The sequence below is a fragment of the Lactobacillus sp. CA30L genome, from assembly GCF_059900845.1.
On the sequence record NZ_JBWXGB010000001.1, the window covers coordinates 505,615 to 525,973 of the forward strand.

Annotated in this window: 19 protein-coding genes and 1 tRNA gene; 8 read left to right on the forward strand and 12 right to left on the reverse strand. The window is 47.6% G+C overall.

All coding sequences use genetic code 11. The features are described from left to right. The first annotated feature begins 60 nt into the window (after positions 1-60). A complete protein-coding gene (locus tag AC2JF8_RS02525) occupies positions 61-942 on the forward strand; it encodes a LysR family transcriptional regulator (RefSeq protein ID WP_500760797.1) in 882 nt (293 codons plus the stop codon). Between the two features lie 97 nt (positions 943-1,039). Here the strand turns inward: AC2JF8_RS02525 and AC2JF8_RS02530 are convergent, their stop codons facing one another. Then, on the reverse strand, positions 1,040-1,759 hold the full coding sequence (locus AC2JF8_RS02530; RefSeq protein WP_500728889.1) for an MIP/aquaporin family protein: 720 nt from the start codon (positions 1,757-1,759) through the stop codon (positions 1,040-1,042). A 152-nt stretch (positions 1,760-1,911) separates the two neighbouring features. After that, on the reverse strand, positions 1,912-2,502 hold the full coding sequence (locus AC2JF8_RS02535) for an SLAP domain-containing protein (RefSeq protein WP_500760800.1): 591 nt from the start codon (positions 2,500-2,502) through the stop codon (positions 1,912-1,914). Between the two features lie 142 nt (positions 2,503-2,644). On the opposite strand from AC2JF8_RS02535, the gene AC2JF8_RS02540 reads away from it, so the two are divergent. Continuing rightward, a complete protein-coding gene (locus AC2JF8_RS02540; protein WP_500728891.1) occupies positions 2,645-3,499 on the forward strand; it encodes a glycosyltransferase family 8 protein in 855 nt (284 codons plus the stop codon). Between the two features lie 155 nt (positions 3,500-3,654). Next, positions 3,655-3,936, forward strand: a complete 282-nt coding sequence (hbs, locus tag AC2JF8_RS02545) for a non-specific DNA-binding protein Hbs (protein WP_500728892.1) — start codon at positions 3,655-3,657, stop codon at positions 3,934-3,936. A gap of 66 nt (positions 3,937-4,002) precedes the next feature. Here the strand turns inward: hbs and AC2JF8_RS02550 are convergent, their stop codons facing one another. The 4 genes from AC2JF8_RS02550 to AC2JF8_RS02565 all read right to left on the reverse strand — a co-directional run bounded on the left by AC2JF8_RS02550 (position 4,003) and on the right by AC2JF8_RS02565 (position 7,473). Continuing rightward, on the reverse strand, positions 4,003-4,704 hold the full coding sequence (locus AC2JF8_RS02550) for a methionine ABC transporter permease (RefSeq protein WP_500728893.1): 702 nt from the start codon (positions 4,702-4,704) through the stop codon (positions 4,003-4,005). Next, on the reverse strand, positions 4,697-5,758 hold the full coding sequence (locus AC2JF8_RS02555; RefSeq protein ID WP_500760803.1) for a methionine ABC transporter ATP-binding protein: 1,062 nt from the start codon (positions 5,756-5,758) through the stop codon (positions 4,697-4,699). Before AC2JF8_RS02555 ends, AC2JF8_RS02550 begins: the two co-directional genes overlap by 8 nt. A gap of 17 nt (positions 5,759-5,775) precedes the next feature. Then, positions 5,776-6,630, reverse strand: coding sequence for a MetQ/NlpA family ABC transporter substrate-binding protein (locus AC2JF8_RS02560; RefSeq protein ID WP_500728895.1), 855 nt, complete (start codon positions 6,628-6,630; stop codon positions 5,776-5,778). A gap of 330 nt (positions 6,631-6,960) precedes the next feature. Next, a complete protein-coding gene (locus AC2JF8_RS02565) occupies positions 6,961-7,473 on the reverse strand; it encodes a dihydrofolate reductase (protein WP_500760806.1) in 513 nt (170 codons plus the stop codon). Between the two features lie 135 nt (positions 7,474-7,608). Here AC2JF8_RS02565 and AC2JF8_RS02570 point away from each other — a divergent pair, with 135 nt between their 5' ends. Continuing rightward, a complete protein-coding gene (locus tag AC2JF8_RS02570; RefSeq protein WP_500728897.1) occupies positions 7,609-7,920 on the forward strand; it encodes a TipAS antibiotic-recognition domain-containing protein in 312 nt (103 codons plus the stop codon). Positions 7,921-8,076: 156 nt separating this feature from the next. Here AC2JF8_RS02570 and AC2JF8_RS02575 read toward each other — a convergent pair whose 3' ends face one another. Next, the gene (locus tag AC2JF8_RS02575) at positions 8,077-9,237 is read right to left on the reverse strand and encodes a cation:proton antiporter (protein WP_500728898.1); all 1,161 of its coding nucleotides are present in this window, start codon (positions 9,235-9,237) and stop codon (positions 8,077-8,079) included. Positions 9,238-9,567: 330 nt separating this feature from the next. On the opposite strand from AC2JF8_RS02575, the gene AC2JF8_RS02580 reads away from it, so the two are divergent. Further along, positions 9,568-9,656 (forward strand) — tRNA-Ser (locus AC2JF8_RS02580). Between the two features lie 199 nt (positions 9,657-9,855). On the opposite strand, the gene AC2JF8_RS02585 is transcribed toward AC2JF8_RS02580, so the two are convergent. Together AC2JF8_RS02585 and AC2JF8_RS02590 are read right to left on the reverse strand one after the other, a co-directional pair. Further along, positions 9,856-10,044, reverse strand: coding sequence for a hypothetical protein (locus AC2JF8_RS02585; RefSeq protein ID WP_500760809.1), 189 nt, complete (start codon positions 10,042-10,044; stop codon positions 9,856-9,858). A 622-nt stretch (positions 10,045-10,666) separates the two neighbouring features. Beyond that, a complete protein-coding gene (locus AC2JF8_RS02590; protein ID WP_500728900.1) occupies positions 10,667-11,638 on the reverse strand; it encodes an AEC family transporter in 972 nt (323 codons plus the stop codon). A gap of 503 nt (positions 11,639-12,141) precedes the next feature. Here AC2JF8_RS02590 and AC2JF8_RS02595 point away from each other — a divergent pair. Then, the gene (locus AC2JF8_RS02595; RefSeq protein WP_500728901.1) at positions 12,142-12,723 is read left to right on the forward strand and encodes a phosphatase PAP2 family protein; all 582 of its coding nucleotides are present in this window, start codon (positions 12,142-12,144) and stop codon (positions 12,721-12,723) included. Between the two features lie 170 nt (positions 12,724-12,893). On the opposite strand, the gene AC2JF8_RS02600 is transcribed toward AC2JF8_RS02595, so the two are convergent. Together AC2JF8_RS02600 and AC2JF8_RS02605 are read right to left on the reverse strand one after the other, a co-directional pair. Further along, the gene (locus AC2JF8_RS02600; protein ID WP_500760812.1) at positions 12,894-14,432 is read right to left on the reverse strand and encodes an L-lactate permease; all 1,539 of its coding nucleotides are present in this window, start codon (positions 14,430-14,432) and stop codon (positions 12,894-12,896) included. Between the two features lie 509 nt (positions 14,433-14,941). Next, positions 14,942-15,778 carry a DegV family protein gene (locus tag AC2JF8_RS02605; RefSeq protein ID WP_500760815.1) on the reverse strand — a complete coding sequence of 279 codons (837 nt, stop codon included), beginning with the start codon at positions 15,776-15,778 and terminating at the stop codon, positions 14,942-14,944. A gap of 243 nt (positions 15,779-16,021) precedes the next feature. Between AC2JF8_RS02605 and eno the strand changes: the two genes are divergently transcribed. Then, on the forward strand, positions 16,022-17,308 hold the full coding sequence (gene eno, locus AC2JF8_RS02610; protein ID WP_500760818.1) for a phosphopyruvate hydratase: 1,287 nt from the start codon (positions 16,022-16,024) through the stop codon (positions 17,306-17,308). 97 nt (positions 17,309-17,405) lie between these two features. On the opposite strand, the gene AC2JF8_RS02615 is transcribed toward eno, so the two are convergent. Then, a complete protein-coding gene (locus AC2JF8_RS02615) occupies positions 17,406-17,738 on the reverse strand; it encodes a YxeA family protein (protein WP_500760821.1) in 333 nt (110 codons plus the stop codon). Positions 17,739-17,988: 250 nt separating this feature from the next. On the opposite strand from AC2JF8_RS02615, the gene AC2JF8_RS02620 reads away from it, so the two are divergent. Next, entirely contained in the window at positions 17,989-20,262 is a 2,274-nt protein-coding gene (locus AC2JF8_RS02620; protein ID WP_500760824.1) for an HAD-IC family P-type ATPase, read from the forward strand. Positions 20,263-20,359: the final 97 nt, after the last annotated feature.

Sequence of the window (20,359 nt, forward strand, 5' to 3'; positions counted from 1 at the left end):
AATTTAATATAATTTAAAAAGATATACTTATAAAAAAATTTTATTAGTTTAGGGGGAAAAATGAACGAAAAAGACCTTTCATACTTTTGCAAGCTGGTTGAGACCGGAAGCTATACGGCAACCGCCGCCTATTTCAACGTGACCCAGCCAACTATTTCAATGGCGGTCAAGCGCCTGGCAGCCAAGTTCGCCGATCCGCTGCTCCTTCAAAAGCACCGCAAAAGCAAAATTGCTTTGACCACCGCCGGCGACCTCTTGTACCGGAAAGCCAAGATTTTGCTGCAAGATATTGCCAGCATTAACTACGACGTGACCCACGCAAGCGACAAAAAAATCCGGCTGGCCTTTTCAGGCGAAGCCGGAAGCTTTTACATTGCCGACATTGTCCAGGAATTTTACCGGGCACACATCACTAACTTGCTGGACACCCACATTGAAAGGTCTGCCGATGCCTTTTCCGATCTGACTAACGGCAACGTTGACGTCGCAATCTACTCGTGGATGGTGCCAATCAACGACCCGGAATACTTTATCCATAACCTGCAGAGGACCGAACTCGTGATCATCACCGGGCCGGACGATCCCTGGAGGGACCTAAGCGACGTTAATGCCAGCGACTTGCGCAGTCGCGGTTTTATTGCGCGCGAACGCGGCTATTTAACCAGGGAGTGTCTGGAAGAAGAGGCCCGCTTAGGCGACTTTGCTCCCCGAATCATCTACACCGCAACCACAATGAAACTGATGATTGACCTTGTGCAACGCAACGTCGGCATTGCCCTAGCAATGGAGAGCAGCATCAAAAATGTTCCGGAAATTCACGTCATTCGCCTAAAACCCGGTCAGAAACTTTGGGCCTACATGCAAATTGCCATGCGCAAGAGCTTTGTTCCCAACAAGTACCAAAGACAGGGGATTGAAATACTGCGGCACTTCAAGCCGTAAGGCAGCTGACCCTATGCCGAAGCCTAGGAAACACCGAATTTTACCGCACAAAAAAACTCACGGTTTTAAAACAAACCGTGAGTTTTCAGCTTCAGCTCTATGCCAAAGCATTGAATAACAATCCTGCAATCACGCCGCCAGTAAGCGGTGCAGCAATCGGAACCCAGCTATAGGCCCAATCTGAACCACCCTTATTGGCAATCGGCATGAACTGGTGAGCAAGACGCGGTCCCAAGTCCCGGGCTGGATTCATGGCGGCACCCGTAGGTCCGCCTAGCGATAGCAGCACCGCGGCAATGAGAAAACCAGCCAGAAGCGGGTTCAATCCCGGAGCAAACTGGGTGTGACCCATTGCCAGAAGTCCGTAAACCAGGACAAATGTGGCCATCAGCTCGGTAACAAAGTTCCAGAGGTAATTTCTAATCGCCGGAACGGTTGCAAAAGTGCCCAGAATTGCTTCCTGGTCGTCTGTTTCGGCCCAGTGCGGGTAATACGTCAGCCACACCAGGATGCCGCCGATAAAACCGCCGGCAACCTGAGCCGCAAAATACGGCAACACTGATGACCAGGCAATCTTGTGGGCAATGGCCATCCCCAGCGTAACCGCCGGATTAAAGTGACCCGGTGACAGCCAGCTAACGCAGTACACGCCAAATGTAACGGCAAATCCCCAGCCAAGCGAAATGACAATCCAGCCACTATTCTTGGCCTTGGACTGGTTCAAGTTGACGCTGGCACACACACCATCGCCGAGTAAAATCAGGATAATCGTTCCGAAGAACTCTCCCACCAATTGCATCGATAAGCTATTATTCATTTTTTAACTCCTACTTCGATTATTGGGCTTTATCAATAGTCCTAAAATAATTATCGGTAGTAAACTATTCCCAAACCAAATATATAACTAAATAGGGGCTTTGTAAACCCTTCCGTATGAAAAAACGAGCTGCCCCCCTACCGCCTAAACTATTAATTCAATACTTTGGGATGCTTGTGGTCCAAAGTTGACCATTTAATAAAGCTGTTGTCATAAGAACCCACGTAGTTGACGCCGTGAATCCTCTTCGTCTTGAATACGGAGAACCACTTGCCCTTGGAAATGTAGTAGCCCGTTTTCTTGCCCTTTTTATTGTACACTAGGGCCTTCTTTTTCAACTTGTACTTGACGGCATGGAACAATTTAACGTTATTAGACTTGATATAGCCCGTCTTCTTCTTGCCAAGACTAAAGCCAAGGAGTGCCTTGCCCTTGACCGTGTTAAACGACGTAATATAAATAATGGTTCCCTTTTTCAGCGCTTTCTTTTTCATCCGTTTACCCTTTTGGTTGTAAACGAATGACTTTCTGCTCACGCGGACGTATTTCTGCATTAGCTGGATGGCCTGCGCGCCATCAGTGGAGCCCTTAGCAGGCTCCTTAGTGCTGTTGTCAGGGTTGCCCACCGCAGCGGTGGCAGGCGAATCTGCAGGCACATCCGCCGCAAAAATCGGCGCAGCCGTACTGAGTCCCAGCGAAAGCGTGGTTATGCTGATAAAACTTAACAATAATTTCTTGATCACTTTTATCCCCCTTAATCATTATCAACTGTCCAGTTACTCATTTTACTACATCGTCCGCATAATTTCTTGTCTTCAGGAAGGCCAAATTTGTTTTATACTATTTAGGGTAATGCTCCCGTTAATTATTATAGAAAGTCTTGTTATGAAAAAAAATCAGAAAGAAACAATTGAAATTCTCGTTACGATTGACCAGAACTACATTAAGCCGCTTGAAGTGATGCTTTATTCACTCCGGCTCAACAACCTCGACGAAAAATTCCGCATTTGGCTAATCCACGACAACATTGACAGCGGGGCCCTAGCTGCGCTCAAAAATTTTGGTAGTCAAAGCGGCATTTCCATCGAACCGGTAGGCATGAAGCGAAATTTTACCTTCCCCGCGGCTCTGCTTAATCTGCACGATTACCCTAAGGAAATGTACTACAGGCTGCTGTCGAGCACCGTTTTGCCGCAAGAACTCCACCGGGTCATCTACCTTGACCCCGACATTTTGGTCATCAACGCAATCCGCCCCCTGTGGGAGTTAAACCTGGAAAAAAAGATGTTCGCGGCTGCCGTTCACGAGGGCCTGACCGACATCATGAGTTCAATCAACAACTTAAGACTGGGCACAAATACGGGCTACTTCAACTCCGGCGTTATGCTCATGGACCTCGACCAGATGCGGCAGAAAGTCGAACCGGGGGACATTTCACAAGCAATCAGCAAGCACCACGACACGTTGATCCTACCGGACCAGGACATTCTCAACTACCTTTACGGTGAGGACATTCTTAAAATCCCCGAAACCCGCTGGAATTTTGACGCACGGGCCTATTCCGTTTACCTGGCCCGCAGCACCGGCAGCATTAATACCGAGTGGATCATGAAAAACACCTCGATCCTGCACTTCTGCGGCAAGCCTAAGCCCTGGCAAAAGGAGCAGCATTCCCGCTTCAAGCCGCTCTACCTCAACTACCAGCAAATGACCGAACGCATCCTGGCGCGGCAAAAATAAAAGATATTTCCGCTTTTCCTATTGAAGCACCAGCTATCTGTGATAAAATAAGAAAAGTTGTTAATTATCAAGCATAGCAGTGCTTTAACCGAATCTTATGCCGGTTGATATGGTGCGGTGCTTGATTAATAAATTTTATAGAAAAGAGAAGAAAAATGGCTTCAATTAACAAATCTGAACTTACCAAGGAAGTTGCAGCTAAAACTGAGCTCAAGCAAAAGGACGCCGAAAAAGTAATCGACGCTTTAATTGACTCAATTAAGGAGAACCTCGCCCAGGGTGAAAAGGTGCAGATCATCGGCTTTGGTTCATTTGAAGTTCGTGAGCGTGCTGAACGCAAGGGTAGAAACCCGCAAACAGGCAAGACCTTGACTATTCCTGCAACTAAGGTTCCTGCATTCAAGCCAGGCAAGGCTTTGAAGGATGCCGTAAAATAATTTAACCAATAAAAACCCAGCGGGTGCCTGCCCGCTGGGTTTTTGTTTGCAGTAAATTTATGCCGTCTACTTATTTTGGTGGTTTAATTTCTTCGCAAAGAGGTCGCCAATAATCTGAACGATGAAAATTAAGACGATGACTAGAAGCGTGGCAACTAGGGTCACATCGTTGTCAAAGCGCTGGTAACCGTATGAAATCGCCGTATTGCCGAGTCCCCCTGCACCAATGGCTCCGGCCATCGCCGTCAAACCGATCAGGCTGATGACCGTTACCGTCGAAACACGGGCCAGTTCAGAACGTGCCTCGTTGAGGTAAACGCTGAAGATAATATCCCAAGTCGTTGCTCCCAAGCTTTGGGCCGCCTCAATCTTGCCCTGACTCACGCTTTCCAGTGCAACCTGAACCTGCCGGGCATAAAAGGGAAAGACCCCTAGAGTTAACGGAACCAGTGCCGCCTTAATGCCAATCTGCGTGCCAACAATTTTTTGCGTGACCGGTGCAATGAAGGCTAACAAGATGATAAAGGGAATGGCCCGGAAGATGGAAACAATCTTGTCAAAGACGTTATACCAGAACTTATTAGACTTGATGCCGCCCTGCTTAGTTAATACAAGCAAGACGCCAAAGATAATGCCGAGAATGCCACCAAAAACGGCTGACCAAAAGGTCATGAATAAAGTTTGCCCGATGGCCGTGCCCCAGCCCGTGTCGCCTAGCCAGCCCAAATTAACTACGTTTGGAAAAACTTTAGTAAACCAACTATTCATATAACTTCCCCTTTTCATTTAGCCGCGTCACGGCCACTTTTTCTTCCGTCAAGAAGCGAACCGTCGCTTCCTGCTGTTCTTGGTTGCCCTTGACCAGTACCAAGAGCGTGCCGATTGGATCATCGTTCAGCAGTTCAACGTTGCCGTAAAGCATGCTGGCTTCAACGCCAACTTTCCGGTACAGGTCGACAATAATCGTTTTGGTGACATTGGCCATGCTGTAGACCAACTGGTAGATCGCCTCGTCGCCGTTCAGCTTGTCCAGGTTAAGCAGCTTCAAGGTGTTGATAACCTCGCGCGAACCGCCAACGAAACTCTGCGTCAACTTGTTTTGCGGGTGCAGGACGACGTCGCGCAGGCTGCCCTTCTCAACCACCTGGCCCTGCTGCATAACCGCAACTTTGTTACAAATCTTCTTAACCGCGTTCATCTCATGGGTAATCAAAACAATCGTCAGGTTAAGCTCTTTTTGTAGTTTCTTGAGCAGCTTGAGGATTTGCTGGGTGTTTTGCGGGTCAAGTGCACTGGTTGCCTCATCTGAAATCAAGATGTCCGGCTCATTGGCCAGGGCCCGTGCAATTGCAACCCGCTGCTGCTGGCCGCCCGAGAGCTGACTCGGGTAAAAATTGGCCTTGTCCTTTAGATCGACCAGTTCAAGCAGCGTCTGGGCCTTGGCCGTAATTTCTTTGTCCTTTAACCCGGAATGCCTGAGCGCGAAGGCCACGTTTTCGACCACCGTGATCTCATTCAGCAGGTTAAAATTCTGAAAAATCATCCCGATTTTGCGCCGCGCAAGCTGCAGCTTCTTGTTGCCAATAACCTGCTTGCCGTCCTTGACAAAGTCAGTCCCATTAACGCTGATGGTGCCTGCGGTTGGCGCCTGCAGCAAGTTGATCGTCCTAACCAGCGTCGACTTGCCGGCACCAGAGAACCCGACGATGCCAAAGATGTCCCCGGGTTCAACGGTTAGACTTACATCGTGAACCGCATGGACGACCTTCCTTTTTTTATCTGTAAAGTCAACGTTGACGTGCTGTAATTCAATAATTCCCATGCTTATTGCTCCATTCACTAAAACTTCAGGTCCCAAGCTGTTTTTTCCATGTCGCCATAGTACTTTTTATAAAGCCGCTTGATTTCATCTGTCTGAAAGGACTTGACGACTGCGATATAGTCCTTGTTTTTCTCTTCACCCTTGCGTGCACAAATGATGTTTACCCACTGCAGGGAGTCTTTGTTCACCGGTTCGACGTAGATGGTCTCCTTCTTGCCCAGACCGGCAGGTGCCGCAAAGTCATTGTTAACCACCGCAGCGTCAACTGAGTCAATGACCCGGCCAGCCTGGTCAGCGTTAATCTCCTTAATCTTAAGATTCTGGGGATTCTTAACGATGTCGGCGGCGGTCACCAGGGTCTTGCCAGGGCGCAGCCCAATCAGGCCCGCATTCTTCAGAACGAACAATGACCGCGATTCATTAGAAGCATCGTTGGGCACGGCAATCGTAGCACCGGCAGGAAGGTCATCCAGCTTGTGGTACTTCTTGGAATAAAGCCTGATCGGTGCAATCTTGGTCCTGCCAATGGCAACTACTCCGCCGTGATTAGCCTTGTTCCACGCCTTCAAAAAGGCATAGTGCTGAAAGGCGTTAAGGTCAAGGTCGCCGCTTTTTACCGCCTTGTTGGGCTGGTTGTAGTCCGTGAAATTCTTGACCCTGAGCGTCACGCCGTACTTTTTCTTGGCAATATCCGCAACGTGCTGCCAGATAACCTCCTTGGGCTTGGTTTCACTAACAATTCCCAGGGTCACCACGTGACTGTTCGTGGTCCCCTGTCCAATTCCCGGGCCAAAACTAAACCAGCCCGCGACTACGATAACGAGGGCCACAGTCCCCCAAATAACAATATGCTTTGCCTTCTTTGACATCAACGCAACCTCCACAATTTTTCCAATAAAAAAGCACCCGTCCCCAATACTAAGGACGAGTGCTTCGCGTTACCACCTTTAAATTCATTTACTACTCACGTAATAAATCTCATCAGCTGTCAATCAACAGCCTGCAAGGATAACGGATGCAACTCCGCCGCAAGCTAAATATCACTCACGGTCATCACTCCAAGCCCATGTTCACCATCCGTTGTTAACTGACTCTCACCACCACGCCAGTTCTCTTTATTAACAACAGCAACGGCTACTCTGCTTTTCAAGATGTATTAATTATTTAATTGTTTATTAATTTAACACCAACATTTTAGCATGTCAAGAATTTTTTGTGCAAAACGATGTTTTGCGCAAATAGGTCAGAAATTCGTAAGAATACTTGTTGCGCTCATCGGGACCGTGCACTCTCTTATTTACCAGCCTGAACTTGCTGTAATCAAGCCTGGGCATCCTTGTATCGCCCGCAAACGATGCCTTAATCACGGTCCTTTCCAGGCAGTCCGCACGGTCTTTAAGCGCCTGAAAAATCGTTGCGCCCCCAATCACGTAAATTTGTTCACTTCGATGCGCGTCCAGCCACTCGTTCAACTTCGCCAGCGAATTAACAACCTCAACTTGCGAATTTGCCAGGTCTTGCCTCTTGGTCAAGACAACGTGCTGGCGGCCGGGCAAAATGGCAGGCAGGCTGTCAAAAGTTTTGCGCCCCATCACAATGGGGTGCCCCACCGTCAATTCTTTAAAGTGCTTCATGTCCGCCGGCAGGTGCCACGGCAAGTGGCCTTTTTGCCCAATTTGGCGCTTTTGGTCTTCAGCCCACACAAACGTAATCATCGTCGTCACCTCCTGCAGCTTCGTACTTTATTTTACACCGCCCCTATTTTACCCCTACCATTTAATTGGTGCGTGATGATTGCCTAATATGCTATAGTAATTGAGTAAAATAACCGCTGACAAGGAGAAGACAGCATGAACAAGAGAACTGACAAAATTACCGCAGAAAATTACAACAAGATGAAACGCACCGAGGCGGACCTCGTGCGCAATTTGCAGGCCGTGGTCAGGGAGCCCGGCAAAGAAGCCGCCCTGAGCGATGCAATCTTTACCGCCCACCAAGACTGGCTCAAGGTCATCATGCCCAACTATTCGCCTGAGATTCACTTAGGAATAGTCAACGGCTATGAGCGCGACGAACGCTACCAGTCATACTACGACAACAAGGCCGGTCAGGGCGCAACCAAGCTGCTCATAAAAATCGTCAAGGAACATCTGGAAAAGTAAAAGGCGTGGTTCTTCTTTAAAAGAAGGAGCTGCGCCTTTTTACCACCCGCCTTTCTTTTGCCTAGTATGGCGTATTAGCGCTTGCTGGTGGAAAACGGCGAGTCTTTTCCCGCCCATTCTGTCCTATTGGTAAAACTGGGCCCCTTTTAATTTAAGTCAGTTGAACCCCCTGTGTTGCCTTGCAATTGCCCACTTTAATAAAAGGGGTGCGACCAGGGTGGTCATAATAATTGCGCCCACAACGACCGAATAAGCCGTTGGCGCCAGCAAGTGTTTCTGGAGCCCGAGTTGGGCAACAACCAGGGCCATTTCACCACGCGAGACCATTCCTGAACCGATTAGCAGGGAATTAGAATCGGAAAAGGCGGCCAGCTTTGCACCGGCTCCAGCACCAACTAGTTTTGACGCCACGCTACCGGCAAACAGGGTCAAGAATAAGGCCCAGTCGTCCGTAATGCCGGCAACGGTCATTTCTAGGCCAATGCTGGCAAAGAAAACAGGAACGAAAAAACTATAGCCAATGACCGTAAAACTTTTTGCCAGCGTTATTTTTGCGGACGTGCGGTTGAGTGCCAACCCCGCAAAAAATGCGCCGATGACGTTGCTTAAGCCAACCTGCTCGGCTCCCCACGCGGCCGTCAAGACGATGACCATGCTGACCAGCGTCTTGGCTGCGGGCAGCGTCAAGCGCCCGCTTAGTTCCATTAACCGCGGCACAAGCCAGACTGCGGCTGCAAACAGCATGAGCAGGAAAAGCACTTGCACTAAGAGCGTCTCACCCAGCTGCAGTGCCGGATGGGCACCACCAATTCCGGCCAAACTGCTGACAACGCTCAACAGAACAACCGCGAGCAAATCGTCAACTACGGCAGCCCCCAGTATGGTCATCCCCGCCCTTGTTTCCAAGCGCCCCATTTCCTGCAGGACGGCAACGGAAATTGAAACGGAGGTTGCCGCAAAGGTGATGCCCAAAAAGATGCTTTCAACTTGGGAAAAATGAAAGCAAATTCCGGTAATGTACGCGGTGATAATGGGAACAATCATGCCCAAAGCCGCAACTAAGAAGCTCGGCTTCCACAATTTTTCAAGCGTGTCCAGGTCACTCTCAAGCCCGGCGAGAAACATGAGCAGAATAACGCCCAGGTCCGCCACGCTCTTAATGATGCTGCCCGGTTGGACCCAGTTCAAAACCGCCGGACCAATAATTATTCCCGCTGCCAGTTCACCGATTACCGCCGGCAGCTTGCACCGCGCGCTCAGCTGCCCGCCAATTAGCGTAAACAGCAAAATTACCACTAGCTCTCCTAAAACCTGCATTTGCATCCCACTTTCCCAACAAAAAAGACCTTCAAAAACTGCTCAGGCAACCCAAACCTAAACGCAATTCTTGAAAGTCAATGACCTCAACCAGTTTTAATGATGTTGTCCATTATAGCAAAAATCGCTTATAAATAAAAGGTGCATGTCAAAAGCACCCTTGTACGGCGAATATAGCGAACGGTTTGGCGACCGCTTAAACCCTGGGGAATAACTTGGGGCACAACTACCGTAGAACTTTTTGCAGCCCAGCCTCCATTCATCAAAAATATTTTTATCTGCAATGGTATTGGAAAAAAAGGGCAATTAATGTATAATAATAAACGTTGCGGAGAGTTGGCAGAGTGGTAATGCACCGGACTCGAAATCCGGCGAACCAAGTTTTCCTTGGCGCGCAGGTTCAAATCCTGTACTCTCCTTAATAACGTATATAAAGCTTGTAACATAAACGTTTACAAGCTTTTTTATTGCTTTCGCACGGCATAAAGAAAATAAAAAACATCTATCTAAACTCAATGTTGACCGCCTCTTGAGTCATCGTTTCCTTCTTGATTTATATTTTTTTGCACAAAAATAAGCACCCTAGAAATTATCCTAGAGTGCTATTTTTTGCTCTTATTATTTATCTTTCAATTCATTTCTACGTTGATCAATGTATTCCTGCATCGTATCCAAGTCTTCTTCAGTGGCATCTTTTAAAATAAAACTTTTTGCAGTTGATCTTCGATTCAAATAGCGTTTTCTTTCTTTATTTTTCTCGTCCCACTTTCTATTTGCCTTTTCTCTAGCCTCAGTCAATTTGCTCATTAAAATAAAACCTTTCTGATTGTAAATAATATTATCGCTATGATTATTGCCAAAAATGCTGATGCATAATATTTCTTCTCTTTATCACTCATGTTATTATTTCTCCTCACCACTTGGTTAGCTTAAAAATGCTTTGACAAGACTTCTGATTAGCCCCAGCAATTCGACTACTGGCGCTGACCAAGCCGCTATTGCTGCGTATTTAGCAATTTTAGCTTGAGTTTCTTGTTGAAGCATTTTTGCTTCTTCTTTTTTATTACGGCAACAGTTTCAGGTATTGGTGCAATGTAACGAGCCTTGTTCCGCTGATTAATATCCGCCTGGCTAGTACCACGGTTTGGGCCTGAAAACTGCGTTGCTCTTAACCCACCAAATATTTTAGCATTTTTTAAGAAGCGCACAATAAGCGTTCAGCAATCCGCAAAAATCAAAGATGCCGTCCATAGCCAAAGACCGCTTCAGTTCATTGCATTGCCAAGCGCTAAGCGAGCTCGCCTGCATCCGGCAATACGATTTAGGTCAATCTTGCGCCGAATTAATATCATTAAACGCAAAGAGGACCAACTTCCGTGCATATAGGAAGTTGGTCCCCAACCAAACGTTTTGAATTTTAATCTTGGGGTTAACCCATAATCAGCATGATTACGGGAACCACGATCACAAACAAGACAGACGCCGAAACCACAATGTTGGTCGCAAACTTGACGTCACCGTGGTAGGTGCTTGCCAAAACGGGCAGAACCGCGAAGGTTGGCGTTGCCGATTGAATAATCAGTGTCTTGTAAAAGACCGGGATCATCGTTAAACCAGCCTGTGCACCGAGGTAAATTAAGACTGCAATTATAATCGGTGCCAAGACGAAGCGCCCAAGCAAGGTAACAACTACGGACCGATCAAAGTTCATATTCTTCAATCCGAAGCCGCTCAGCATGATTCCAATGTAAATCAGCGACAGCGGCGTAACCAGTGCTCCGACCTTTGACAACGTGGTAGTCACAAAGCTTACCAGCAGGTGGCTCTGCAGCCAAGGGATAAAGATGAACGGTATCGCCACGATAAATCCCCAAAGAGGAGCCGGGATCAGGTGGTGCCAGTCAAGCTTAACCTTTTGGTTGCCGCTAGCAACGGTGGGGTCGTCGGCCGCAATAATCCACACGCCGACCGTCCACAGCATGATTGTGTTGACGATGTAGTAGACGAGCAGGTAGGGCACCGAGACGGTTCCAAACAGCGCCTCGTTAAGCGGCATCCCGATGAATACCGTGTTGGCAAAGTTCATTGCCGTTATCATTAATCCGCGCCGGCCCTTAGGAATCTTCATTGCCCTAACCACGAACCAGCCGATCAACAAGCCGATCGTAATGCTCAAGATTGTGTACAGAAGCCCGATTGACAGCCTGGACAGCTGCTCAGGCTTGAAGTGCTCCATCATCGACATAAAAATTGACGCCGGCAATGCCACTTTCATGATTATTTTAGATAACGATTGTGAAAACTTTTCATCAAACCAACCCTTTTGATTGGCAAAATATCCGATTGCAATCATGATCATGATTGCTAAAACACTTTGAATTGACGTCCAAAATATTCCCATTTTTGTACTTACCCCAGTTCCTTTATATTTCCTAGCATGGAAGCAAAGTCCACCACTCACCCGGTCGCCGCTTTTGCCAGGTCAAGCGCAAATTTTTCCCAAAATTATGCTTGCACTGTTTTGATTAAGCTAATCTATTAACGCCGGACTACAGGTTTTTCCCGCAATCCTGACGTCTTATTATGCAGCTTTAAGACTACCGGTCAAAACATTGTCGTGCCGGGCAACACGTGTCCTAATCATTATTGCTCGACACCCCAAGTGGCTTTAACTTTTAACTCTTCAATGTCATTCATTATGCCATTGCTGTTTAAAAATTGCAAATTACATCAGTTATTTTTTAAAATTTAAAATGGATTAAAAAATACCATTGATTTAGCATTCTTGTCCAACTGCTTGCACTCATTTCTTAAAATTTATTCAAGCATTCCCCCTGCTTAAACCGCCTCCAAATACCATCTGCTAAAATATTATTGAATAAGTATTTAGATGGAGATGCAATATTGCATAAGAGTATTTGGCTTGCAGCTTTGTCGGGCCTGATCTTGCTGCTATTAATTATTAATATCAAAAAATCACGTCGTTTTAACCTCTTCGACCACTGGCTGCACCACAAGCTGGTGCGCAGGCAGAATGGATTCAGTTGGCAGGTTATTGCCTTCATCAACGATCCTAAACTGCTGGTTGTTTGGGATGTTTTCCTGGCAAGCTTCTTAATTAACGAGGAGCAAAACGCGAAGGCATTTTGGGTGCTATTCACGCTCGGCTTTGCTGATGCGGTCGGAATCCTCCTCAAAAAATGGGTGCGCAGGCAGCGCCCACTTAAGCATTCGGAGCTCGAAAGCGGCTACAGTTTTCCCAGCGGGCACGTTTTAGGAACGACGGTCATGGTTTTGATTGTCGAACAGCTCTTTGCGCCCCAGCTGGGCACCGGCCTAGTGGTCACGCTCACTGCAATTTGGGTAATGGTGGTGATCTCACGCATCAGCCTGCGCGCCCACTACCCGTCCGACATCATCGGCGCCACCACCCTGGCAGTTTTCTGCTTCAGCGTTTCGCAACAGCTCTTTGCGGTTTTTATTTAAGGGAGCCCAAAATTCTCTGACTACCTGTGAAGTAGTGCATATCCGCCCAGTACTCAAGACGTTTTGCTGCTCAAGCCGAACCCAAAAATCGCAGCACACAAATAAGGACCAGCTCCGTTAAAAAGAGTTGATCCTTATTTGTTTTAATACGACTATATTAATGCTTAGTATTACAGCAGGCTCATCATCTTGCCTACTACGTAGATAATCACGCAGAGTGCCAACGTGTACATTGCACAGTATGGCAGAACCTTCTTTAAAAGAACGCCCTCCTTGCCATCCAGGTTGGTTGCACCGGTGGCAATTGCAATACTCTGCGGCGAAATCATCTTTCCGGCAGTTGCACCGGCCATGTTAGCTGCAGCCAGCCAGTACGGACTGACGTTCAGTGCGTGTGCAGCCTGCGCTTGCAGACCACCGAACAGAACGTTGGCGGAAGTGTCGCTGCCAGTGATGAAGATGCCAAGAACACCGATGATTGGTGAAATTACCGGGTAGAACGGGCCGGTCACAGCAACCAGACTAACGGCAATGGCATTAACCATGCCACTGTAGCCCATGACCTTGGACAGACCAACAATCGCACATACGGTCACAATGGTTTTGCTCAATTGCTTGATTGTGCTGCCTAAGACCGCGAACATCTTGCCCAGGGATAGTCCCTGAACGGCCCCACCAATAAAGCTGGAAAGCAGAATCAAGGTACCCGGCGAGGTCAGCCAGTCAACGTCAACCGGCTTGGCCCCAGGGCCATTGTAGAAGTGGAAGCTCGATTTTACGCCCGCCAAGGTGTTCTTGACACCCGGGAACAGCGACGAGGTACCGATTATCAAAATGAAGAGCAATATGAACGGGAACCATGCCTTGAATTTGTCGCCAGCCGACTTTTCAGGTGCGTCGGCTGCTGCTTCCATGTCTTTTTTAGTGTGCATTTTGGTAACCAGAACCAGTGCAGCCAGACACAGAATCGCCCCGATGATTGAAGGCAGTTCTGGTCCCATGTACTTAGTAATGAAAATCTGCGGAACAGCAAAAGTTAACCCTGCAAGAAGCGTAGAGGTAAAAATACCTTGGTCCTTAAAGGACTTCATGCCTTTGCCACCGGCAAGGTAAACCAGGACAAAGGGAACAATCAGGATTAAAACAAACAGCTGAATGGAAACAAAGAAGCCTAGTTGCGTGGCTCCCAGCCCCGTAACTTTAGCCAGTGTGGTGATTGGCAAGCCGATTGCACCAAAGGCCGTTGGTGCAGTGTTGGCGATTAAACAAATCACCGCGGCTTTGATGGGGTTCATGCCCAACATAATCAAAATACTTGCGGGGATGGCCACAGAAGTACCGAAACCAGCCACAGCCTCCAGGAAGCCGCCTAATGCCCAGGCCAAAATCAGCACGAGGATTCTGATATCCTTAGTAACCGAGGTCAACATGGACATGATTGTGTCCATGCCGCCCGACTTTTTACTGATGTTATAGATGAAAACAGCAGAAATGATAACGTAAATGATTGGCCAAATTGCCATAATGATGCCGTCCAGGCCAGCCGTAATGCTGTTGGTAAACGAGAAGTTGAACCCGACGATGCTTAATATGATTGCGCCAACAAAACCAATCACACAGGCGAGATCTCCGCGAACGTGAAAAACGCCCAGGGATAATATCAACCAGATGATTGGGACCATGGCAATCACGGTTTTTAATAAATCCATTTTAAATTTCCTCCAAAAAACTTACTCAACGTTAAAAAATACTCCCGTTACACCTCCTGAAGAGACACATCGACTGCATCAGTTGTTTTAAATTAGTAGCTATTAATCTAACCGCTTACATTATAACATGATGTCGCAGCCGTTTAAAGAGAAAATTAATATTTAAAAAATGAAATTATAATGATTTTTATCACAAATAAAATTTCAAAAAAGCGGCTTTATCGGCATAATGTGTTTTCATTGTATAAATTTTCACTAATAAATTTTACGCAATCGGACCAACTGATCATTTATATAAAACATATTATTTGCAAACAAAATAATTGAATGAATAACCAGACTGCGGCCACATTCTGGTTGTGCAAAACGCGCAACTAGGGCTTAAATCGGAGCCAGCCAAAAAGACTAGCCCCCACTTGCAGCGTGAAAGTTAGTCGCGTTTTTAAAATTAGTGCCATTACAATCTAACGTTTAAGCAGTGGCCACCATGTGAATCTTAGCGTATTTATTCAAGCCTGCACATCGGCAAAACCCACCATCAGGCTGCCCTCTTCCGCGTAAAACGCACACAGTCCGCGCATGGGACGGATAATCACGCTGGTCTGCGGGTACTTTGCAACAATCTTTTCCTTGAGGCTTTGGGCATCTTGTTCATTGTTGCACTGGTCAATAATTACCGGGCCGCCCTGATACTTCATTTCATCCATCAGCCCCAGGATTTTCTTGAGTGCCCGTTTCATTCCGCGCACCTTGGCAATCGGCTCCAGCTTGCCCGCGGTACTGGCCGTGCCCACAAGGTCAATCTTCAGGGCTGCGGCCACCTTGGCCACGGCCATGTTAACCCGGCCGTTGAGTGCCAGGTTATGCAGCGACTGCAATACAAACAAAAGGTGCGTATGCGTTTTATATGCGGAAATTTTTTGTTCCAAATCGACAAAACGGATTTTACCATCCACCAGCCGCCTAAGTTCACGCAGAATAATCGCAATCTCTGGTCCGGCCGTCAGCGTATCCACTACGATGATCCGACTATCCGGATACTCTTTCTCGTAAATTTCCTTAGCCTGGTATGCCGATGAAAAGCTTCCGCTGAGTCCGCTTGTAATCGTCATCAACACGGCCCGCTTGCTACCTTCCAGTTTCTCAAGCCAATCATTGATGCTGGGACACGAAGTTTTGCCTTCTTTAGTGTTTGCAGCCATGGCTGCAAGGAATTCGTCCATATCCAGGCTGCTGTCGTCAACAAAATCCCGCCCCGCAAGGGATATTGTCAGGGGAACAACGGCCAAAGACCCACTGCTTTGTTCGTTTGCGCCAGAATCAATTATCAATTTTACTTTTTCCATATTGCTTAATATCCTCGCCGAAATAAACCGGTCTAAATTAAATTTTGTATAGTTAAATGATATAGCATCCCGCACGAAAAAGCGACTAAATATTTTTAAAGTTTTTTTAGTAATAGAAATCGTTTACAAATGTTTACATAATCACAAACTTGGGATAAAATTTAACCTGTAGAGATGGAGCGTGCGCTCCACTAATGTATGTGCTATTCTTTAGTGCAGCATTTATTTTTAGGAGGTTTTTAGATGTTAAAATCAGTCATTGAAAATGTTCATGCACTGGAAATCTATGATTCACGTGGCAACCCAACTGTTGAGGCTTTTGTTACCCTTTCAAACGGCGCTGTCGGCAAGGCTGAAGTTCCATCAGGTGCTTCAACGGGCGAAAACGAAGCAGTTGAATTGCGTGACGGCGGCAGCCGTGTGGGCGGCAAGGGCGTTGCCAAAGCCGTTAAAAACGTTAACGACAAGATCGCCAAGGCGCTAAAAGGCCTTGATCCACATGATCAAGCAAACATTGACCGCGTAATGATCGAATTAGATGGTACCCCTAACAAGGCCAAGCTTGGTGCCAACGCCATCCTGGGCGTGTCGATGGCTACTGCGGCTGCAGCGGCTAAGGACAGTCACCAGCCTTTGTATAGGTACCTGGGCGGAACCGACCTCGAAATGCCTCAGACTTTCCACAACGTTATCAATGGTGGTGAGCATGCAGACAACGGAATCGATGTTCAAGAGTTTATGATTACGCCCGTTAACAAGACTTCATTCCGCGACGGCTTTGAAAAGATTGTCAACACCTACCACATGTTGAAGAAGGTTCTTGAGGACATGGGTTACGAGACTGGCCTCGGTGACGAAGGTGGTTTTGCCCCTAACATGAAGAACTCTGAAGAAGCCTTGAAGGCTCTGCATGAAGCTATTGTCAAGGCAGGCTACAAGCCTGGCGAAGACATTGCCATCGCCTGCGACTGTGCCGCTTCTTACTTCTACAACAAGGAAGATGGCAAGTACCACTTCGAGGGCAAAGTCTTTGACGACGACCAATTAGCTGAATATTACGACAAGCTGTTAGACGAGTTCCCTGAATTGATTTCAATTGAGGACCCTTACGATGAAAACGACGTTGACGGTATGATCAAGTTCACTGAGACCCACAAGGACAGAATTCAAATCGTCCTGGATGACTTCATTTGTACCAACCCTAAGCTTTTAACTAAAGCAATTAAGGAAGGTGCCGGCAACGCTTCACTAATCAAGCTGAACCAAATCGGTACGGTCAGCGAGACCTTGGAAACCATCCGTCTTTCCCGTAAGAACGGCTACAACACGATGATTTCTCACCGTTCAGGTGAAACCGGTGATACCTTCATTGCCGACTTTGCTGTTGCAATCAATGGCGGTCAGCTTAAGACTGGTGCCCCGGCTCGTTCAGAGCGGGTTGAAAAGTACAACCGCTTGCTTGAAATCGAGGAAGAACTCGGTGCGGGCGAACGTTTAGCTACCTTCCCGGACAGTGTTGACAAAGATTAGTCAATAACAATTTTTCCCAACTTAAAAGGGCTTGCAGATTTGCAAGCCCTTTTTGGTGCCCAATATTTTTACACTAGTATTTATGGTTAGTATTTTGTTAATTCAGTTTGTTCTTGGCAGCCAAGTACTTGGCCTTAGAAATGTACGTAATCTGGTGAACGTACTGGCCCTTATGGTCAATTGCAATATACTGCCGGCTTGGATCGTAGCCACCCACGCGCTTGATGCGGTATGGCAGCTTTTTGCCGGTCGCCGGGTCAATGGCCTGCACGTTGCGATAATCTTGGCTACTCTTAGACACTTTTGCATAACTGACCGTTTCCGGAATATTCTGGTTGATCCGGTCGGTCCAGGAATGATCGTCAGGCGCCACCTTGCCAATCGCTATCAAAAAAAGCACGTAACCGGTGACTAGTAACTTCTCAAACATTTTTGCTCCTTTCACTGCTTACACGTTCCTATATCGAATCGAAGAAGCGGGTTGCGCAAGCGCAACCACATACGCCTATTATTTAGCATTCTGATAATTCTAGGAAGTTCAACAAGTAATTTTAAATAAACTTAAAATATGTCTTGCCGGTCAAGTTTAGAAATGAAAGCATCAGTCTGTCCCAATTGCTAGTAAAAACAGGCTGATTATGCTAATTTAGATAATGAATTATTAATAAGGAAGGAAAACTATGTCTGAAAAAATTAGCGGCTTAAGTCAAGCCCAAGCAGATAAACTTCTCGCCCAGAAGGGGCCCAACGAAGTTCCTGAACCACAATTCAACTTTTTCAAGGAATTTTTATCTAAGTTGTGGAACCTCTCCGCCTGGATTCTGGAGGCGGCCCTGCTTCTTGAATGCGTGCTCGGCAAGTGGATTCAGTCGCTCTTCGTACTGTTAATGCTCTTATTTGCGGCCTGGAACGGCGCATCCAAGAAAAAGCAGTCACGCCGCGTGCTAAATAATATTTCACACAAATTGACGCCCACCGTTTCAGTCGAGCGTGACGGCAAGTGGCAAAGCATCGACTCCAAGTACCTGGTACCAGGAGACCTAATCAGCATCCAGCCCGGTGACGTCCTCGCAGCCGATATTGAGCTCGTCGACGGCCAGATTTCAACCGATGAAAGTTCAATCACGGGCGAAGCCAAAACGGTCCGCAAGAATCCGCAGGACGCGGCTTTTGCCGGCACAACCGTGATGGAGGGCAGTGGTCTTGCCCGCGTGACGGCAACCGGTGCTGATTCCCGTTCGGGTAAAACGATCAACCTGATCAACAATTCTGCTGCTCCGGGTCACCTGCAGCAGCTGTTGACTAAGATTATCTACTATTTGTGCATTCTCGACGGGATCTTGACGCTGGTAATCGTGATTGCCTCCTTCTTCAAGGGCGGCGACCTCAAAAACCTGGTCGGCATGCTGCCATTCTTGGCGATGATGTTCATCGCATCCATCCCGGTCGCAATGCCGTCAACCTTTGCCTTGTCCAACTCCTTCGAAGCAACCAGGCTGAGCAAGGAAGGGGTTTTAACTTCAGACTTGACGGGCATCCAAGATGCGGCCAACTTGAACCTGCTGCTGCTCGACAAGACGGGCACAATTACGGAAAATAAGACCGCAGTATCAAGCTGGACCAACTTCAGCCAGCTAGACAACAAGGACGTTCTTGAACTGGCCGCTGCTGCCACCGACCAGCGCAACAAGAAGATTATCGACAGCGCAATCGATGACTACGTGGTCCAGCAGGGGGTAACGGTCAAGACCGCGACCGACTTCACCCCCTTCACATCCGCCACGGGCTACTCGATGGCCACGGTTGACGGGCATAACGTCAAGCTGGGTTCTTTTAAGCAGCTATCCTTAATTGACCAGACGGCTAACGACAAAGTCAAAGAAATCGACTTCAGCGCGGGCCGTTCTGTCGCCTTGCTAATCGACGACCAGCTTGCGGGCGTCTTCATCCTGCAAGATAGAGTTCGTTCTGATTCTAAGGAAGCATTGGCGGAACTCAAAAAAAGGGGCGTCCTGCCCATCATGCTGACCGGTGACAACCAAAAGACGGCCGTGGCCGTCGCACGTCAGGTTGACCTCAAGGGCCAGGTGATCTCGATTCACGATTTTAACGAGGATACCGACACAAGCAACCTGGCCGGCATTGCCGACGTGCTGCCCGAGGACAAGCTGCGCATGGTCAAGTTCTTCCAGCAAAAAGGCTATATTGTCGGGATGACCGGGGATGGCGTCAACGACTCCCCCGCTTTGAAGCAAGCCGAAGTCGGCATCGCTGTCTCCAATGCGGCCGACGTGGCTAAGCGCTCCGGCAAAATGGTTCTGCTCAACGACGGTCTATCGTCGATTGTCAAAATTTTAGATGCAGGTCACCGGGTATACCAGCGCATGACCACCTGGTCACTGACCAAGCTGGCTAGAACGGCCCAGCTAACAATGATTCTCACCTTTGGCTACCTGTTCTTCGACTACATTCCCATGGCCTTAAACGCAATGGTAATCTACACCATCATGAATAATATGGTCACGATGATGATTGGAACCGACCGGGCACAGATTACCTATAAGCCGGAAAACTGGAACATGGCCAAGCTGGCTAAAATTGCCTTCTCGCTGGCCGCTGGCTGGACCATTATCGGCATCGCCGCGATTGCCTACCTGAATACACACGGGTGGTCACACGGCACAATCTCGACCATGGTCTACGTCTTCCTCGTTTTGAGTGCGATGTTCATTATTTTGATCACCAGAACCAAGCGCTACTTCTGGCAGGACTATCCCTCCAAGGCCGTAGCTCTGACCCAGCTGGGCGACGTCATCCTCACGGTGATTCTGGCCCTTCTCGGCATTGCCATGACCAAGATCAGCTTAGGCAACCTCTTGTTGACCTTTGTTGTGGCGCTCGTCGCATCGGTAGTTATCGACCTGTTCTACCAACCGATTATGAAAAATAGATAATTATAATATTGATATATCGCGCAATATACTGTTGTATCAGTGTATTGCGCGATTTTTAAATTCGTTAAAATTCACTAAAATTCGAATTATTTTAAAA

What these genes read in the sequence shown, in the direction of transcription:
- hbs (WP_500728892.1), top strand. Translation starts at nt 3,655, where the DNA reads ATGGCTTCAATTAACAAATCTGAACTTACCAAGGAAGTTGCAGCTAAA.
- AC2JF8_RS02575 (WP_500728898.1), bottom strand. Translation starts at nt 9,237, where the DNA reads ATGCAGGTTTTAGGAGAGCTAGTGGTAATTTTGCTGTTTACGCTAATT.
- AC2JF8_RS02525 (WP_500760797.1), top strand. Translation starts at nt 61, where the DNA reads ATGAACGAAAAAGACCTTTCATACTTTTGCAAGCTGGTTGAGACCGGA.
- AC2JF8_RS02530 (WP_500728889.1), bottom strand. Translation starts at nt 1,759, where the DNA reads ATGAATAATAGCTTATCGATGCAATTGGTGGGAGAGTTCTTCGGAACG.
- AC2JF8_RS02590 (WP_500728900.1), bottom strand. Translation starts at nt 11,638, where the DNA reads ATGGGAATATTTTGGACGTCAATTCAAAGTGTTTTAGCAATCATGATC.
- AC2JF8_RS02555 (WP_500760803.1), bottom strand. Translation starts at nt 5,758, where the DNA reads ATGGGAATTATTGAATTACAGCACGTCAACGTTGACTTTACAGATAAA.
- AC2JF8_RS02605 (WP_500760815.1), bottom strand. Translation starts at nt 15,778, where the DNA reads ATGGAAAAAGTAAAATTGATAATTGATTCTGGCGCAAACGAACAAAGC.
- AC2JF8_RS02600 (WP_500760812.1), bottom strand. Translation starts at nt 14,432, where the DNA reads ATGGATTTATTAAAAACCGTGATTGCCATGGTCCCAATCATCTGGTTG.
- AC2JF8_RS02585 (WP_500760809.1), bottom strand. Translation starts at nt 10,044, where the DNA reads ATGAGCAAATTGACTGAGGCTAGAGAAAAGGCAAATAGAAAGTGGGAC.
- AC2JF8_RS02570 (WP_500728897.1), top strand. Translation starts at nt 7,609, where the DNA reads ATGAACAAGAGAACTGACAAAATTACCGCAGAAAATTACAACAAGATG.
- AC2JF8_RS02620 (WP_500760824.1), top strand. Translation starts at nt 17,989, where the DNA reads ATGTCTGAAAAAATTAGCGGCTTAAGTCAAGCCCAAGCAGATAAACTT.
- eno (WP_500760818.1), top strand. Translation starts at nt 16,022, where the DNA reads ATGTTAAAATCAGTCATTGAAAATGTTCATGCACTGGAAATCTATGAT.
- AC2JF8_RS02615 (WP_500760821.1), bottom strand. Translation starts at nt 17,738, where the DNA reads ATGTTTGAGAAGTTACTAGTCACCGGTTACGTGCTTTTTTTGATAGCG.
- AC2JF8_RS02540 (WP_500728891.1), top strand. Translation starts at nt 2,645, where the DNA reads ATGAAAAAAAATCAGAAAGAAACAATTGAAATTCTCGTTACGATTGAC.
- AC2JF8_RS02565 (WP_500760806.1), bottom strand. Translation starts at nt 7,473, where the DNA reads ATGATTACGTTTGTGTGGGCTGAAGACCAAAAGCGCCAAATTGGGCAA.
- AC2JF8_RS02550 (WP_500728893.1), bottom strand. Translation starts at nt 4,704, where the DNA reads ATGAATAGTTGGTTTACTAAAGTTTTTCCAAACGTAGTTAATTTGGGC.